Origin of the sequence: Francisella halioticida (genome assembly GCF_002211785.1) — a bacterium.
In the GTDB taxonomy this organism is placed as follows: Bacteria; Pseudomonadota; Gammaproteobacteria; order Francisellales; family Francisellaceae; genus Francisella; species Francisella halioticida.
Map to the genome: position 1 here is coordinate 257797 of NZ_CP022132.1, position 15004 is coordinate 272800.

The window sequence follows — 15004 nt, forward strand, 5'->3', positions numbered from 1 at the left end:
CCAAAAGCTGAATAAATCTCATATATAAATATCCTTAGTAATAATATGCTCTACTGAAATAGCAATACGAACATTTGAACTTATATGCTCTGTTACATCAGTAAATGCTGAATTATTAAATATGGAAAATAAAATAGGTAAAATTAAAGAAATTTTTTATGCAGATATTATTCCCGTTAGATCAAATCTGTTAGAAAGTTGTTTTAACAAACCAAATAGCATACCTATTAATTATTAAAGAAGGAGAGATATTTAAGGCTATTGATATATAGACCTTAGAGCAATAGCTCAGAAAAACAGAAGAACTAAATAAGATATTTTAATTAGGCCAGAGTGATTGCTTTATAATTTTTCTTAGCCTCAACAAACTCTATTTTTAAATCTTTATATTTTGATTTAATAGCTTTAATATCTGCTTTAGATAGTACATTCTCTTTCTTAGCTTTAAGATATTCTTGCTTGGCATTATACATATTCTTAACATTAGCAACTAGCTTAGTATATTTTTCTTCTATACCAAGATGGAAAGTTTTATTTCTTTTAGTTAAAGCTTCGTCTAACTTAACTTTAGCTTTTGCAATCTCTACCAAATGCTTAGGCGTCGTTTTAAGATCATAACACCAACCAATCTTAGCACAGCCAGCAATCAACCATTTAGAAGGATCTAAATCAAACCATCTAATACCATTTCTATAGTCACCAGCAAAAGCATGATGATAGTTATGATAACCTTCCCCACCTGTCACAATTGCAGTAATCCAACTATCTCTAGCTGTATTTTTTCTTGAATAAGGTCTCTTACCAATAGTATGAGCTAAAGAGTTAATACAGAAAGTAGCATGATGTACGAGCACCACTCTTAAGAAACCACCTAAAAGTAAACAACCTATTATATGACCAGTAAACACGCCAAATAAAGCTGGTAAACCGAAACATGATAATATTGCTAAAATAGTATAGTGTTTGTGTTGGAATACTATCGCTTTGTCTTTCAAAAGATCATTTACACCACGGATTTCTTGCACGTCAGGACTACTATGTTTAAGTAACCATCCAAAATGAGAAAACCAAAAGCCTCTTGTAGCAGCATATGGATCTTTTACAGGATCATCAACATCTTTATGGTGTTTTCTATGATCTGAAGACCATTGAATTACACTATTTTGTAGCGCAGCTGTACCAAAAACTAGTAAGAAATAACTTACAAACTTATTAGCTTTATATGTTTTATGTGACCAAAGTCTATGGTAACCCATCGTAATACTAATACCAGTAAAAGCATAAAATATAGCTAGACAAACATAATCTGATGTTACAAAGCCGTACGTCATACCATACCATGGTATCACTATCGCAGCAAACAAAGGTATAACTAGCAATCCAAAAACACTTTTCCAGACAATACTACCTTCTTTTTCTATTACTTGATCTATTTTATAGACCTCTTTCTTATTATTCATTTAAAACCTTTTATCTCTTTTTAAATTGAATCCGCGTTATGCGGATAGTTTGAAACCTTTTAAATTACGGATGAATGATACCACACATCTTTTTTTTTTGGTAGTGCTTTATATAGGACTTTTGATGTGTAGTAATCTCTTCCACCTATCAGCGGAATCTCAAATACTATATAATTTTCTAAAATCTGCCTAATTTATATAGGAATTTAACAAATTAGTTTGATGATTTGTTAGTTCTAGAACACCAATTATTTCATTTTTAGACTTTTTCAAAACTATCTTAGAGTCTGGTATTTTTTGTTTTTTACCATACTCACTATTTTCTGATTTTTTATAAGGCTGATAAGAAGCTCTTTTATTTAAAACAGTACCTGGAGCTCGTCCATATCCATGAGATTTATATACACAATGCTTTGCTGGTGAACCAATCTCTTGTAATATGGTTGATAGATTCCTTTGCACTTGATAAGGCGTGGAAATACTATTGTTTTTACGCATTTGTTTTTGCCAAGGATGTAATAAATCCGTATCCAATAAACTTGCACATGCAAGTGAATTTATGTAGGCAAGTACACTAACTTGATTCCAAATATCTAGTGTTGGAGTATCTGGAGTTTCATATTTACCTAAAAGTAAATGTTGCTTAGAAAACCTAAAGAAATGCTCAATATTAAATCTACTTGAATATCTAGAAAATATTTCAAAACTAGTCAGCTTTCCTCTATCTTTGCCAGCTAACATCAACCACATATTTTTGTAGTATACTGGATCTCCATTGTCTTTAAAAACTTGAACTTTAACAATATCAAAACAATTCTCATGCATTGGCATGTTCCTTTTTCCATGAATAATTAAATTATTCCAACGAGTCAATTTTACAGTATATACTTTTCCTCGTGTGGTAACTATTTCACATTGTTCAGAATCAGATGGAGCTGTAGTCCATGTTGATTCATCATTTAATTTAAAAGACTCACCATATTTTTTGAGCTTATTATCACTATGATCTTGAAAAGATAAATTTCTAACAGAGTTAAGCCTGCTTAACAATAATGTATTATTATGTTCTGAGTAAACTCTATGAATACATTCCATTAAACTGTCCCTGTTATTCAATACCACTTTATAAAATATTTTTATTCCTTGCTTTTATGCAGCATCTAAAATACCAGAATATACTTCATCAGGAGTCATATATCCAATACTAGAATGTAGTCTTTCATTGTTGTAAATATCAATATATTCTTTGATACCTACTTTAGCCTCTTTCATAGTTATATATGATGCCGGATAAACATTTTCATATTTCAGTGTTCTCCAAAATCTCTCAATTGCAATATTATCTATAGATCTTCCTTTAGCATCCATAGATATATTTATTTTATTATCAGATAATATTTTAATATGCTCTTTTGCTGTATATTGAGTTCCTTGATCAGAGTTAAAGATATCAGGTTTACCATATTTAAATAAGCTTCCTTTAAACGGAGTTCAGGTTGTTGACTTTGGTCATAAGATTATAATACCCCATGAAATTTTAACAACAATTTTGATCCTAAAGTAGCTAAACTATAAATGAGCAATTTAGGATAAATGTAAATGAGTAATAAGAGAAAAATATATACCGTTGAATTTAAGACTAAAGTTGTCTTGGAAGTATTGGGGAAAGATCAAACAATCACACAGTTATCAGTAAAATATAATATTACGCCCAAAAACATAAATAATTGAAAAACAGCCTTTTTAGAAAATGCTGAGTTGGCAATGGATCCATCCAAATCAGTATCACAATATAAAAAAGACAATGCAAAGCTTCAAACCAAGATAGATCAGTATTCTAAGAAGGTTGGACAACTAACAATTGAGAAGGAATTTCTTGAGGGAAAGCTCGTAAGCTTGGGATTATCTGATAGAAAAGCGATGATTGATCCTAAGCATAAATTATCTGTTGTAAAACAAAGTTTCTTATTAGAAGTTTCTAGAGCTGGTTTATATTACAAGCCTGTGGTTAACGAACATAAAGAAGAAGTAAAAGCAAAGCTTATACAGATACATGAGGAGATTCCCTGCTACGGCTATATAAAAGCTCATAAGCAATTAATAGAAGATGGGTTTAGCATCTGTGAGAACACAGTACAAAAGTATCGTAAAGAGTTAGGCATCAAAGCTATATTGGCGGTGAAAAAACCAAACTTAAACTTATCTGAACCTAACAAAGAGCATGCTATTTATAGTTACAAACTAAAAGGTTTAAGCATATTGAGACCTAATCAAGTTTGGTCTACAGATATTACATATATTAAGACTGATGCTGGCACAGTTTATATGGCAGCTATTATTGATTGGTACTCTAAGGCTGTACTAAGTTGGGAGATATCCAACACTATGGATAGTAGTTTAGTTATGAAAGTTTTAAATGAAGCTCTGTATAAATATGGAGTACCAGAAATATTTAACACTGATCAAGGTAGCCAGTACACATCTAACATTCATATCCAAACATTATTGGATAAAAAAATTACTATATCTATGGATGGTAAAGGTAGAGCAACTGATAACATTTGCATCGAAAGATTTTGGAGAAGTGCTAAATGTGAGAGATTTTATTTAAATCAATATCCTGGCATTGTTGAACTAAGAAACGATGTGGATGATTATATAGATTTTTATAATAATAGAAGATTTCATGAGTCTATCAATTATAAAAAACCTATGGAATTTTATTACGATAACTTATTGGAAAAACGGGCGGCTTAGATGGGAACTAAATAATTGAAAATATTGTTTAATTTATTGGGGTAGTATAACACTTCATAATTAAATTATTTAAAACCATTAAGTTAGTTGATACAGTATAATATTATCATAACTACTTTTGAAAACAAAAATGTTCAAACAAGGTTGGTATAGAAAAGCAAACCATATAGTAAGTGAAAATTTTAATCAGAGACCTGATAATGTTGATGTTAGTTTAGTAGTGATTCATTGTGTAAGTTTACCAGAAGGTAAATATGATAACTATAATGTTGAGAAGCTGTTTACTAATAGCTTAGATTGTAAGATTCATAAGAGTTTTCATGATTTAAAAGGAGTAAAAGTTTCAGCTCATTTTTATATTAAAAGAAATGGTGAAATTATTCAGTTTGTATCTGTAGATAATAGAGCATGGCATGCAGGATTGAGTAATTTTCAAGGAAGACAAAATTGTAATGATTTTTCTATTGGCATAGAAATGCAAGGGTCTGATAAAGATTTTTATACGGATAAACAATATAAGCAGTTAAATATTTTATTAACTGATTTTAAAAAAGCATATCCAACATTTAAGAATATTTCTGGACATGAAAATATAGCTCCTGGTAGAAAGACAGATCCTGGTAAGTACTTTGAATGGAGTAGAGTGGTAGATTTATATAAAGTGAACAAATATTATGAGTAGAAAATTAATTATTTGATCTACTTCAAAGAGAAATACTGTCAGCCCAGAGGTGTACTGAACTGATAGATTTAGCATATCGTGTGGCTAAAGTAGTGCAAATATTGAAAAATGTTATTGATAAAGTAGAAGTGTATGTATCTGGAAATATTACTAAAAATGTAAAGAGTATTACAGTGTTAGGCAGTAATGGAATGGTAGGCATACAAGTTGCTATAAATAATGACTATATAGTAATGTCCTTTTTAGGATCTTTCTCTTTGCTAAATTAGAAAATAGAGAAGTTAATGGATCTATAAAATTTTTTTGTTTGATGTCCTAGGCTAAGTATAATTACTTATCTTAAATTGCTTTATTCTTATATTAAATTTTAATTATATTTGTTAATTTTTGAACGATAGTATTATTTATTATTATGATATAACTGACTCTTAAAGTTTTTTTAAAAGGGAATAAAATTCGATGAAGCCTATTGTACTACCTAGAAATTTATATATTGGTGAAAACTCAATTGAAAATATTGTTTAATTTATTGGGGTAGTATATAAAAATAAGAAAAACTGTTCTTCTATATATAGATCTTATCAATACTGATGGAGAAGAAATAGTTCTAATAGAAATATTTATAATAAATTAATAGGGAGATATATGTAATGAAAAGTATATTAATAATTTCAGTAATGTTGGTTTTATCTTTTACATATGCAACAGCTACTCAACGTATTATGAGTATGAATAATGTAACTTTCACATTTAAACAAAATATGAAAACTAGCTGCCTTAAAAAAAGAATTATGGAAGATAGGGTCTCATCTATTAATATCTAGGTTCTGTTGCAACAGCGCCATGAGATTTATCTTAAAAATTTTGATAAATTTCCTATTATTTTGTTCTTTATTTACAGTTGGAGACTCTACTAATAAGCAAGTTCATAAAGGAGAATCTAATATTAATAATATATTAGTTTTACAACAAGAGATTTTTTCATTAAAGCAACAAATAAATCAGGTTAAGAAGTCTCAAAGTACAGCAGAGAATATTACCTCAAAATCAGACTTTGCTACTTATAGCTCAAAGATTCTTAGTACTCCAACTCCAATTCTAAAGCCCGTATCTGTTGATTATGAAACTAAATATATAGTAACAAAAGTTAGTAGTAATGATTATCTAGATAAAGATTTACATGAGCCACAAAAAAAAGAAGGAGCCTTTTTTTCTAATGGCTCTATTGATGTTGGTGGAGAACCAGCTGTTACAACACAAGGGCAGATAACATATTTAGGATTGTATTCTGGAAATAATACTATACCTATTGGACAGATATCAAGGAACCTATTCTCCTCAACAATAATTGGACAAAAAGATAAGTTTGGTGAATATTCTATGTTTTTCGGGGGATATCTTGAGGCTGATGCTCAAACATGGTTTGGTAGCCAAATTAAGTAGGATAGGAGGAATGCCTGACTTTCCATCGACTGGACAAAATATCCATCTGACAACGTTAGACTTATATTTTCTAGCTAATGTAGGGAGGTATGTAACTGCAGTATTTGATTTTGTTACTGATGATAATAATGATTTTGGGCTTAGAAATGATTTTGTTATTTTAGGGAATTTAGATGTTTCTCCTTTCTTTGTGACCATTGGACATCATAGAAGGTTATCTTTTGGAACATATGGAGGAGGAGGTCCTTGGAGTAATGGGATCACTGCTGATTTCTTAGCTCCGGATTCAGTGTCAGATGTATCATTTAACTATAAAACTAATATTATAAATGCTAATATAGCGGTTTTTGGCACACGAAAAAATCATCCTGACTTCTCTGCGGCTGTATTTTATGCTAATAAATTAACTACGTACTTATCATACGGTTTTAATTTTGGGTATATATTTAATATTGCAGGGGCTGGAGATAACAGTATGAGAGATTTTCTTGATAGTGTTGAAAAGAGTAATGATAATCTTGGGGTAATAAATATTGATGGAACATTAGCATATTCCGTACTAAAAGGTACTTTACAAATTCAAAGTGGCTGGGCTACGACAATAAATAAAGAAGATTTTAATGAGGATGGGACTAATGTTAATGTAGGAGCCTGGTATATTAGCTTAGCTTATGGGATTAAGTTGTATGGTAGAAGTGCAAACGTCAACTTTAGTTATGGTCAATCATACAATGCTGGAAATATTCCCATGCCCTTATCAATAGCAGATCCAGGTTTTGGACTTTCTAGTTCAGGGATAAAAAAACAATGGATTATTTCAGCACAGAGAGCATATTTTGATAATAATGTATTACTGGGCCCTGAGTACTCTTATCAGCGTTTGTATAATAATCAATATATGAATACATTGACTTTAGATTTATCTGTATATATTTAAGATGTTAAGCTGGATATAGACCTATTAGTATTTTGGCTGTAGATTGATAAAAAAATAAATATAAGATAATATTTTAATTTCATGTTAAAAAACATTTTTCGAGGCATTAATTTTGAGTAATAGTATGGAACAATTTTTACATTCTTCAAACTATATTCTATTAGCCTCTGGATTGATATTATTCTCAGCAATTGTCTCGCAGTTTTTATCTTGGCGATTAAAGCTACCATCGATATTATTTTTAATCTTAAGTGGTATTATATTAGGACCAATTTCTGCACAGTTTTTGGATGGAGGGGTTAAACTAGTTGATGGTAATATTATATTTGGTGAAGCACTGTCGCCCTTTATATCAATATGTGTTGCCATAATTCTTTTTGAAGGTGGATTATCCTTAAATTTTAGTAAAATTAAGAATGTAAGTGTTGTTGTTATATTACTTACAACGATTGGATTAGCTTTAACTGTAATATTTACTGCAATTTTTTGTCATTATGTTATTGGCTTAAATCTTCGTTTATCGATGCTAATAGGAGGGATAACTTGTGTTAGTGGGCCAACTGTTGTACCACCATTAATGCAAACAGTACGACCCAAAAGACATGTTGCAAATATTCTAAAATGGGAGTCTATATTGGTTGATCCTATTGGAGCTCTTGTTGTTGTATTTATGCTTTCTTGGTTTGTTTTAGAAAGCTCTTTTGTTGGTGAACAAAATGGGGTCAGTATATTCATTGCTTATATAATATTTGTTTGCATTTTAGGTATTACTATTGGATTTATTTTTGGATATTTAATTGGTTTAAGTTTTAGAAATCACTATATTCCAGAATATCTTAAAAGCTTTTTTGTATTAGCTGTTATTGTTGTTGGTTTTATAATTACAGATGCTCTAATGCATGGATCAGGATTGTTAATGGTTACAGTTGCTGGTCTTGTTATGGCAAATATGAAAGATATTCGGATGTCAGATATTATTTCATTTAAGGAAAACCTTAGTATTGTAATTATCTCAATTGTTTTTATAGTGTTAGGCGCAGATATCGATTTTAGTTTATTTAAAGATTACTGGATAGCCTTAATTGAAATATTTCTATTTTTACAATTTATCTTGCGACCTGCAGTAGTTTTTTTATGTTCAATAGGCTCAAAAATAACTTTAGCAGAGAAGGTTATTATGGGTATGATTTATCCACGAGGTATTGTTGCAGCTTCTGTTGCTGCATTAGTTGCCGTTAAAATTATAAAATCACATCCAGAATTTACTTCTCAAGCAAATATTTTAGTATTTTTTGTGTTTATGATAATTGTGTTTACGGTTGTTTTTCAAAGTATTTTCGCGCCATCTATATCAAAGATATTAGGTGTTACGGAGCCAGAGGGTAAAGGCTTTTTAATTACCGGAGGTAATAGATTTGCTCGTGAGCTAGCAGAAATTTTTGTTAAAAATGATATTGAGGTTATTATTACAGACTCATCTTGGGCAAATGTTCAAAAGTGTCGTCAACTTGGCTTAAATACATATTACGGAAGCCCAGTTTCTATCCATGCTGATTGGAGTATAAGTTTAGTTGGTATTGGTTCGATGTTAGGCTTGTCAACTAGTGAATATATAAATGCAGTATCAGCTATTAAATATAAGCATGAATTTGGATCTAAGAATACTTATGTTCTAAGGACATCTCAGAAAGAAAGTTATAAGGGTATTGGAGCCATAGAGACAAATCTTGCAACGTTACTTTTTGATGAAAGCGTTGACTTTAATATTTTAATAGATAGGCTAAATCAAGGAGCAAGTATAAGAAGTACAAATATTACACCAAACTATACTTTGGATAACTTTTTTATGGATAATTCGGGTGCTATACCGTTGTTTATAATTGATAGTTATGGATACGCACAACCTTTTAGTAAAAATAAGAGAGTTAAACTTGAAAACTTTAGTCTGATATCTTTAAGAGATAACATTAATAAAAAAAATAAGGATAAATTATGTCTAGATGTATAAGAAGCTTTAATGGTAAGAGTCCAGATATTGCTGAATCTGTATATATCGATGAATCAGCAGCTGTAATAGGTGATGTTATTCTTAAAGATGATGCATCTATTTGGCCTCAAGTTAGTGTTAGGGGAGATCTACTAACAATAACTATTGGACAAGGCACTAATATTCAAGATTGCAGTACCTTGCATACTACAGAATATCCTAAAGATACAGGTAAAGGTTTTGCTTTAACTATTGGAGATGATGTTACAGTTGGTCATGGTGCTATATTGCATGGCTGTGAAATCAAAAATAATTGCCTAATAGGTATGGGGTCTATAATTTTAGATGGGGCAATTATTGAACCTTGGGTTTTTTTGGGGGCTGGTAGTTTAGTACCCCCAGGAAAAATTCTTGAATCTGGACATATGTATTTAGGATCACCAGTAAAAAAAATTAGACCAATAAATGATAAAGAAAGAGAAATTATAGAAGAGAATGCTAAACATTATGTTAAAGTTAAAAATAGGTATAAAGCAAACATCTAAACTTCTATTAGTTTTTTTATTTGCTTGTGTAATTGCTTCTTGTACCTCTATGGAAGCAAAAATGGCTCCAATATCTTCACAAAGAAATTTTGAGCAAGCTAAAATTAAACCACAGCTTCTTAAATTGGATAGTTGGAAGATAAAAGGTGTTTTAGGTATCATTTATAATGATAAAGCAGAGACTGCGAACTATATATATTCTCAAGATGGTGATAAGTTCAGTATTAAGCTATATGGCCCTTTAGGTATAGGTAGTATTCAGATAAAAGGTGATTCTGATAAAGTAACATTAGAGAATAGTAAAGGTCAGAAAATTGAGGCAAAAAATGCTAAATCGCTGATGATAGAGCAATTAGGCTGGTATGTGCCTGTAAATGGTTTAAAATACTGGGTAAAAGCAGTAGCTATTCCTAATATTAAATATAAGTCTAAGCTAAATCAAAATAACCTTATAAAAACCTTGGAGCAAAATAATTGGGATATATCTTATAAGAATTATAAGCTTGTTGATTTTAAATACCCTTTGCCATCAAGAATAAGAATGTCTAGAAATAATTTAATAATAAAAATAGTTATAAAATCATGGCAGATCTAAAATATAAAGCATATAAGAGTTTTGCAAAGATTAATCTTTTTTTACATATATTAAATAAGCGAGATGATGGTTACCATAATCTACAGACATGGTTTACATTTTTAGACTTAAAAGATGATTTGAAATTTGGTTTTAATAATTCTTCACAAATTAATATCTCAAGTAATATAGCTATTTCATCAAAAACTGATAACTTAATATATAAAGCTATAAGGGAATTTCAGAGAGCTTTTAATGTTGCTGATGTAGGTGTTGATGTTGAGTTGTCAAAAAAAATACCTATGGGAGCAGGTCTTGGAGGAGGAAGTTCCAATGCTGCAACAACTCTTATGGCTATGAGAGATTTTTATATGCCAGAGTTATCTAATCAGGATATGATGCCATTGGCTACTAAACTTGGTGCTGATGTAGCAATATTTTTATATGGTAAATCAGCATGGGCAGAAGGAATAGGTGATAAGTTATATCATAAGAATTTTGAAGAGCAATATGTGTTATTAGTTAAGCCAAATATTCATATAAGTACAAAAGAATTTTTTGAGAGTGATAATCTAGTTAAAACAGTAAACTACTTGTCGAAAGATTTAGGTTTTGATAAAAAGCTTATGCATAATGATTTTGAAAGTGTCTTTTTTACAAAATATCCTGAATTTAGTCAATATCTTAAAAATTTAGATTCTAATTTTAGAATGACTGGAACAGGATCCTGTTTTTACTTACTTTCTCAAGATGAGGATAAACTACAACAACTTGCAAGAAAAATTGATAAATCTCTTGACAAATGGGTAGTCAAGACATTAGAATATGCCTACTAACTTTTGAGGTTAGTTCTTTTAGTTGGGCTATCGCCAAGCGGTAAGGCAACGGGTTTTGATCCCGTCATGCGCAGGTTCGAATCCTGCTAGCCCAGCCACTAAAATTCCCTAAGATTTAAAACTATTTCATCCGCTGACTTTTAGTTTAAAAATATATATAATGGTTAGCTAACGTTGTATTAACAAAACTTAAAATATGTCTGAAAATTATCATATTGGAACACCTGGTAAAAAATGGGGGTTACATGAGAAACAACAATGGCTTAGTCAACAAAATAAGAAAAGGTTTTATAGTGAAGAGGCTGAGCAGAAAATATTAGCTTTGGCTACAAACTTTGATATTGAGATATATCATGAGTTAGAGTACTCCGTTGGTAGTTATAAATTATATGCGATTAAAACTAAAAACTGGGATTCTTCTAAGCCATCTATATTAGTTACAGGTGGAGTTCATGGATATGAGACAAGCGGTGTTCAGGGAGCCATTAGTTTCGCTCAAACAAGAGCTTTAGAATTTATCAAAGATTTTAACATAGTTATATTACCTTGTATAAGTCCTTGGGGTTATGAAACGATAAATCGTTGGAACCCTAGTGCTGTAGATACAAATAGATCTTTTTATTTGGAGAGTGGTTGCCAAGAGTCTGTTGCTGCAATGAAATATATATATTCTTTAAATCAAAATTTTATAATGCATATAGATCTACATGAAACTACAGATACTGATGATAGTGAGTTTAGACCAGCATTAGCAGCACGTGAAGGTATATTTATAGATAAATGGGGTATCCCAGATGGTTTTTACTTAGTTGCTAATGATAATAGACCTCACTATAAGTTTCAAAAATATATAATTGATGCGGTGGCTAAAGTTACTCATTTAGCACCGACAGATCCAGATATAAATATCTTAGGTGATGACACTATAAAAGATGGAATTATGGTTTGCGATTCAGATAAGGAAAAGCTTTGTATGTCTTTATCTGATGCTAAGTATACAACTACTACAGAAGTATATCCAGATAGTCCAAAAACTAATCCTCAAGAATGTATCTTAGCCCAAGTAGAGGCAGTAGTGGCGGGTATAGAATATATAAGAAATAATAAATAGGTAAAACAATGTTTAACGGTTTAATTAATGTTGCTGATTTTTTGGTTAGTATAGTCTTTGGATTGTATGCTTTTATATTATTGTTTAGATTTTTCTTGCAGTGGGTAAAAGCAGATTTTTATAACCCTGTTTGTCAAATGATTATGCGTATTACTAATGCAATTATTCTTCCATTTAGGAAGATTGTGCCAGGCTTCTTAAGTTTAGATTGGTCGTGTATTGTTGCTGTGTATATAGTTTTTGTAATTCAGGACTTACTTCTAGGGTTACTGAATGGTTTAGGCTTTAACTTGATGTTTATATTCATGAAACCTTTTGTAGATATCATCTTTGCTATCATAAACATGTATGTTTATTTGATAGTCATAAGAGCTATAGCTAGTTGGTTTATACAAGGTGGGTTAAATCCTATATTTATTATAATATTTCAAATTACAGAGCCATTATTGGCGAAAGCTAGAAATATTATAAAGCCAAGGTCAGGCTTTGATTTTTCACCAATTATAGTTCTAATAGTATTATTTTGTATACAGATATTCTTACAAAGTGTAATTGCTCAGCTTTTTCATTATTAACTCTTATAGTTTTTAATTTCTATATGGCTAAAACTATAAGCATCTTTTAGTAAAAATATCTCTTTTTTATAAAAGATAACTTTTCTTCTAAAAGAGGCGAGTGATATCATCAATATAGTTAAGGTAATATTTCTTGATGAATAGCGATTTCGATATTGATGAATAGCGATTTCGATATTGCGTAAAAAATGCTGAAAAATCCAAATTTCAGATAATCAAAAAATGACAAAACTCATATGCTCACAAAAATACACTTATCATAGTTATTTGATACTAAAATAAAGTTATTCTTAACCAATTCCATATTCCAGACGAATTAATCCCTGTAGTGCTAAATAATTCGTTTTCTTTTTGCCAGATGTTCATGGTGATTCATAAAATCTTTTGAGCTCAATCCAATTACAGTACCTGTGAGTAGTAGTTGCGAACCACACAATATGCATTCTAAAGGATCAACAGTAAAAGATTTTTTGTACAGCTCAGCCCATTTGGTTTTAGTGGTAGCTTTAGGATCTTGCTTAAATATCTGATATATCTTCGGCAACAATTTACCTCTAACACAGTTTGCGAGAAAGCCGAAGTATCTGATGAGTCTAAATCCTTTGGGAGGTATATGCTGAGTAAATCTATCTAAGAAATCATTCATATCTAGAGTTTCATTTTTGAATTTAGATATTTTGTGATCTAAATATCTAAATGTAACTTCTTTACCATCATAATGCTTTAAGCGAGACATTGATATAGGTGGTCTTCGGATATATCTACCAAGATATGCTATTGTGTTTTTTGGATTATTTGTAGGCTCTGCAAAATGTATAACCCACTGTTTATTAAACTGTTCGTCAATTTCAGTTTGTGTAAGATGCTCTCTGAGTAAGTTTAAAACTCTATATCGCCACATAGGCATAATCACCTTTTTTACAAACCTAATTTTCTTCCAAACATTTTTATCATTAATACCGCCCATAGTTACTGACATGTGTAGATGAGTATTCCAATTAAGAGCTCTACCAAAAGTATGGATAGCCATAAACATCCCAATACGAATACCTTTTTGTTTCTTGGCAATTTCATTGAAAATATCGCCAGCTATCTTTGGAAGTTTGTTAAGAAGTTTCCAATCTTTGAATAATGGCCATAAAGTATCAGGCATTGTTAGAGTTATATGTTGCCAGTCACAATTAGGCAAAGTTTCTAATTGCTCATTAATCCAATCGTTGGTTGGTTTAACTCCACATGTTTGACAATATCTACATGAGCAACTATGAGTGACATTCTTGGAGTGTAAGCATTTGGGGTTAGAGCAGCTGTAGTGATGAAAACCTCTGGCACGGATGCCACAGCTAAGCATCTTAACTATTGTCTCAACTACCTCAGTTCTGATGATATCTTTATATGTTTGATAATAATCCCACCAAGCATTTTTATACTGCAGTAGCTCTTGGATTTTAGTTGGTGTTCTAATTGGTCAAATATAAATCAAACGAAGTTGATTTATATTGTATCAAAAAACCCTAGTTTGGTTAAGATTTAAGTTACCAACGCAGTTGGTTACCTTGAGAGAGTATTAAACAAATTGTTCCTGTAGAAAAAACTATTTCAAACATAAGTATTGATAAATTAGAAGCAATCAAATGCAATTATAAAAATAATTTATCGCTTAGTAATTTGCGCATTAAATTTATATCAAATAAAACTGCTTGTTTAGTTGATATAAAGTATTTAGATAGGGAATTTTTATTATTTGATAATGCAACTGTAAAATCTCAAGAAAGAATTTTTAATTTGTACAATAAAGTAGTTTCGCCAACTATTATAGTTACATCGACAAAGCTGTATTCAAAGTTTATTAATAATAGTCTTGATTATATTATTTATATTTCAGATAGGTTAGATGAATTACAGAGATTAAATAAGGATAAATTAAAAATTTTTGATACGTATGCAAATAGAGCTATAACAATTAGAGTTGATCAAAATAGTAAATTAGAGTTACTTCTCAACTTAAAAAATATTAATAAAAAATTATTAATAGATATATTTATTTAAGATCTTTTAAAAGAGTGCTTATAAGTGGTACTATATATACTAAAGAAT

18 protein-coding genes and 1 tRNA gene are annotated in these 15004 nt (G+C 30.3%); 15 read left to right on the forward strand and 4 right to left on the reverse strand.

Translation table 11 applies throughout. The features are described 5' to 3' along the window. Nucleotides 1-323 precede the first annotated feature (323 nt). The 3 genes from CDV26_RS01435 to CDV26_RS01445 form a co-directional block, all read right to left on the reverse strand. On the reverse strand, nt 324-1460 hold the full coding sequence (locus tag CDV26_RS01435) for an acyl-CoA desaturase (RefSeq protein ID WP_088771778.1): 1137 nt from the start codon (nt 1458-1460) through the stop codon (nt 324-326). 189 nt (nt 1461-1649) lie between these two features. Beyond that, on the reverse strand, nt 1650-2555 hold the full coding sequence (locus tag CDV26_RS01440) for a hypothetical protein (protein ID WP_088771779.1): 906 nt from the start codon (nt 2553-2555) through the stop codon (nt 1650-1652). Between the two features lie 54 nt (nt 2556-2609). Then, nucleotides 2610-2828: an integrase core domain-containing protein gene (locus tag CDV26_RS01445; protein ID WP_157671336.1), complete on the reverse strand. Its 219-nt coding sequence runs from the start codon at nt 2826-2828 to the stop codon at nt 2610-2612. Between the two features lie 231 nt (nt 2829-3059). Here CDV26_RS01445 and CDV26_RS13455 point away from each other — a divergent pair, with 231 nt between their 5' ends. From CDV26_RS13455 to CDV26_RS01500, 14 genes are all read left to right on the forward strand, one after another. Further along, the gene (locus CDV26_RS13455; protein WP_169709695.1) at nt 3060-3191 is read left to right on the forward strand and encodes a transposase; all 132 of its coding nucleotides are present in this window, start codon (nt 3060-3062) and stop codon (nt 3189-3191) included. Nucleotides 3192-3224: 33 nt separating this feature from the next. After that, nucleotides 3225-4217 carry an IS3 family transposase gene (locus tag CDV26_RS01450; RefSeq protein WP_088771586.1) on the forward strand — a complete coding sequence of 331 codons (993 nt, stop codon included), beginning with the start codon at nt 3225-3227 and terminating at the stop codon, nt 4215-4217. A gap of 130 nt (nt 4218-4347) precedes the next feature. Further along, on the forward strand, nt 4348-4899 hold the full coding sequence (gene ampD, locus CDV26_RS01455; RefSeq protein WP_088771781.1) for a 1,6-anhydro-N-acetylmuramyl-L-alanine amidase AmpD: 552 nt from the start codon (nt 4348-4350) through the stop codon (nt 4897-4899). An 80-nt stretch (nt 4900-4979) separates the two neighbouring features. Continuing rightward, the gene (locus CDV26_RS01460) at nt 4980-5168 is read left to right on the forward strand and encodes a hypothetical protein (RefSeq protein ID WP_088771782.1); all 189 of its coding nucleotides are present in this window, start codon (nt 4980-4982) and stop codon (nt 5166-5168) included. Nucleotides 5169-5549: 381 nt separating this feature from the next. Further along, a complete protein-coding gene (locus CDV26_RS11820; protein ID WP_157671338.1) occupies nt 5550-5723 on the forward strand; it encodes a hypothetical protein in 174 nt (57 codons plus the stop codon). Between the two features lie 40 nt (nt 5724-5763). Further along, on the forward strand, nt 5764-6342 hold the full coding sequence (locus tag CDV26_RS13460; RefSeq protein ID WP_276328724.1) for a DUF3573 domain-containing protein: 579 nt from the start codon (nt 5764-5766) through the stop codon (nt 6340-6342). Further along, nucleotides 6308-7279, forward strand: a complete 972-nt coding sequence (locus CDV26_RS13465; RefSeq protein WP_255321848.1) for a DUF3573 domain-containing protein — start codon at nt 6308-6310, stop codon at nt 7277-7279. The genes CDV26_RS13460 and CDV26_RS13465 overlap by 35 nt, the downstream gene beginning before the upstream one ends. A gap of 112 nt (nt 7280-7391) precedes the next feature. Then, nucleotides 7392-9287: a cation:proton antiporter gene (locus tag CDV26_RS01470; protein WP_088771783.1), complete on the forward strand. Its 1896-nt coding sequence runs from the start codon at nt 7392-7394 to the stop codon at nt 9285-9287. Beyond that, nucleotides 9272-9811, forward strand: coding sequence for a gamma carbonic anhydrase family protein (locus tag CDV26_RS01475; protein WP_088771784.1), 540 nt, complete (start codon nt 9272-9274; stop codon nt 9809-9811). The genes CDV26_RS01470 and CDV26_RS01475 overlap by 16 nt, the downstream gene beginning before the upstream one ends. Beyond that, entirely contained in the window at nt 9774-10406 is a 633-nt protein-coding gene (gene lolB / locus CDV26_RS01480) for a lipoprotein insertase outer membrane protein LolB (RefSeq protein ID WP_245806476.1), read from the forward strand. The genes CDV26_RS01475 and lolB overlap by 38 nt, the downstream gene beginning before the upstream one ends. Continuing rightward, nucleotides 10394-11221, forward strand: a complete 828-nt coding sequence (ispE, locus tag CDV26_RS01485; RefSeq protein WP_088771786.1) for a 4-(cytidine 5'-diphospho)-2-C-methyl-D-erythritol kinase — start codon at nt 10394-10396, stop codon at nt 11219-11221. The genes lolB and ispE overlap by 13 nt, the downstream gene beginning before the upstream one ends. 23 nt (nt 11222-11244) lie before the next feature. Continuing rightward, nucleotides 11245-11319: transfer RNA gene (locus CDV26_RS01490), tRNA-Gln, on the forward strand. Nucleotides 11320-11417: 98 nt separating this feature from the next. Beyond that, nucleotides 11418-12332, forward strand: a complete 915-nt coding sequence (locus tag CDV26_RS01495) for a M14 family metallopeptidase (RefSeq protein WP_088771787.1) — start codon at nt 11418-11420, stop codon at nt 12330-12332. Nucleotides 12333-12340: 8 nt separating this feature from the next. After that, nucleotides 12341-12907, forward strand: coding sequence for a YggT family protein (locus CDV26_RS01500; RefSeq protein ID WP_088771788.1), 567 nt, complete (start codon nt 12341-12343; stop codon nt 12905-12907). Nucleotides 12908-13238: 331 nt separating this feature from the next. On the opposite strand, the gene CDV26_RS01505 is transcribed toward CDV26_RS01500, so the two are convergent. Next, entirely contained in the window at nt 13239-14372 is a 1134-nt protein-coding gene (locus tag CDV26_RS01505) for an IS91 family transposase (protein ID WP_157671630.1), read from the reverse strand. 203 nt (nt 14373-14575) lie between these two features. Between CDV26_RS01505 and CDV26_RS01510 the strand changes: the two genes are divergently transcribed. After that, the gene (locus tag CDV26_RS01510; protein WP_088771789.1) at nt 14576-14956 is read left to right on the forward strand and encodes a hypothetical protein; all 381 of its coding nucleotides are present in this window, start codon (nt 14576-14578) and stop codon (nt 14954-14956) included. Nucleotides 14957-15004 lie beyond the last annotated feature (48 nt).

Excerpts from the sequence above, each read along its gene's own strand:
- CDV26_RS13465 (WP_255321848.1), top strand. The coding sequence starts at position 6,308 with ATGCTCAAACATGGTTTGGTAGCCAAATTAAGTAGGATAGGAGGAATG.
- lolB (WP_245806476.1), top strand. The coding sequence starts at position 9,774 with ATGTTAAAGTTAAAAATAGGTATAAAGCAAACATCTAAACTTCTATTA.
- CDV26_RS01495 (WP_088771787.1), top strand. The coding sequence starts at position 11,418 with ATGTCTGAAAATTATCATATTGGAACACCTGGTAAAAAATGGGGGTTA.
- CDV26_RS01440 (WP_088771779.1), bottom strand. The coding sequence starts at position 2,555 with ATGGAATGTATTCATAGAGTTTACTCAGAACATAATAATACATTATTG.
- CDV26_RS01500 (WP_088771788.1), top strand. The coding sequence starts at position 12,341 with ATGTTTAACGGTTTAATTAATGTTGCTGATTTTTTGGTTAGTATAGTC.
- ampD (WP_088771781.1), top strand. The coding sequence starts at position 4,348 with ATGTTCAAACAAGGTTGGTATAGAAAAGCAAACCATATAGTAAGTGAA.
- ispE (WP_088771786.1), top strand. The coding sequence starts at position 10,394 with ATGGCAGATCTAAAATATAAAGCATATAAGAGTTTTGCAAAGATTAAT.
- CDV26_RS11820 (WP_157671338.1), top strand. The coding sequence starts at position 5,550 with ATGAAAAGTATATTAATAATTTCAGTAATGTTGGTTTTATCTTTTACA.
- CDV26_RS01445 (WP_157671336.1), bottom strand. The coding sequence starts at position 2,828 with ATGGATGCTAAAGGAAGATCTATAGATAATATTGCAATTGAGAGATTT.
- CDV26_RS01450 (WP_088771586.1), top strand. The coding sequence starts at position 3,225 with ATGGATCCATCCAAATCAGTATCACAATATAAAAAAGACAATGCAAAG.
- CDV26_RS13455 (WP_169709695.1), top strand. The coding sequence starts at position 3,060 with ATGAGTAATAAGAGAAAAATATATACCGTTGAATTTAAGACTAAAGTT.
- CDV26_RS01475 (WP_088771784.1), top strand. The coding sequence starts at position 9,272 with ATGTCTAGATGTATAAGAAGCTTTAATGGTAAGAGTCCAGATATTGCT.
- CDV26_RS01435 (WP_088771778.1), bottom strand. The coding sequence starts at position 1,460 with ATGAATAATAAGAAAGAGGTCTATAAAATAGATCAAGTAATAGAAAAA.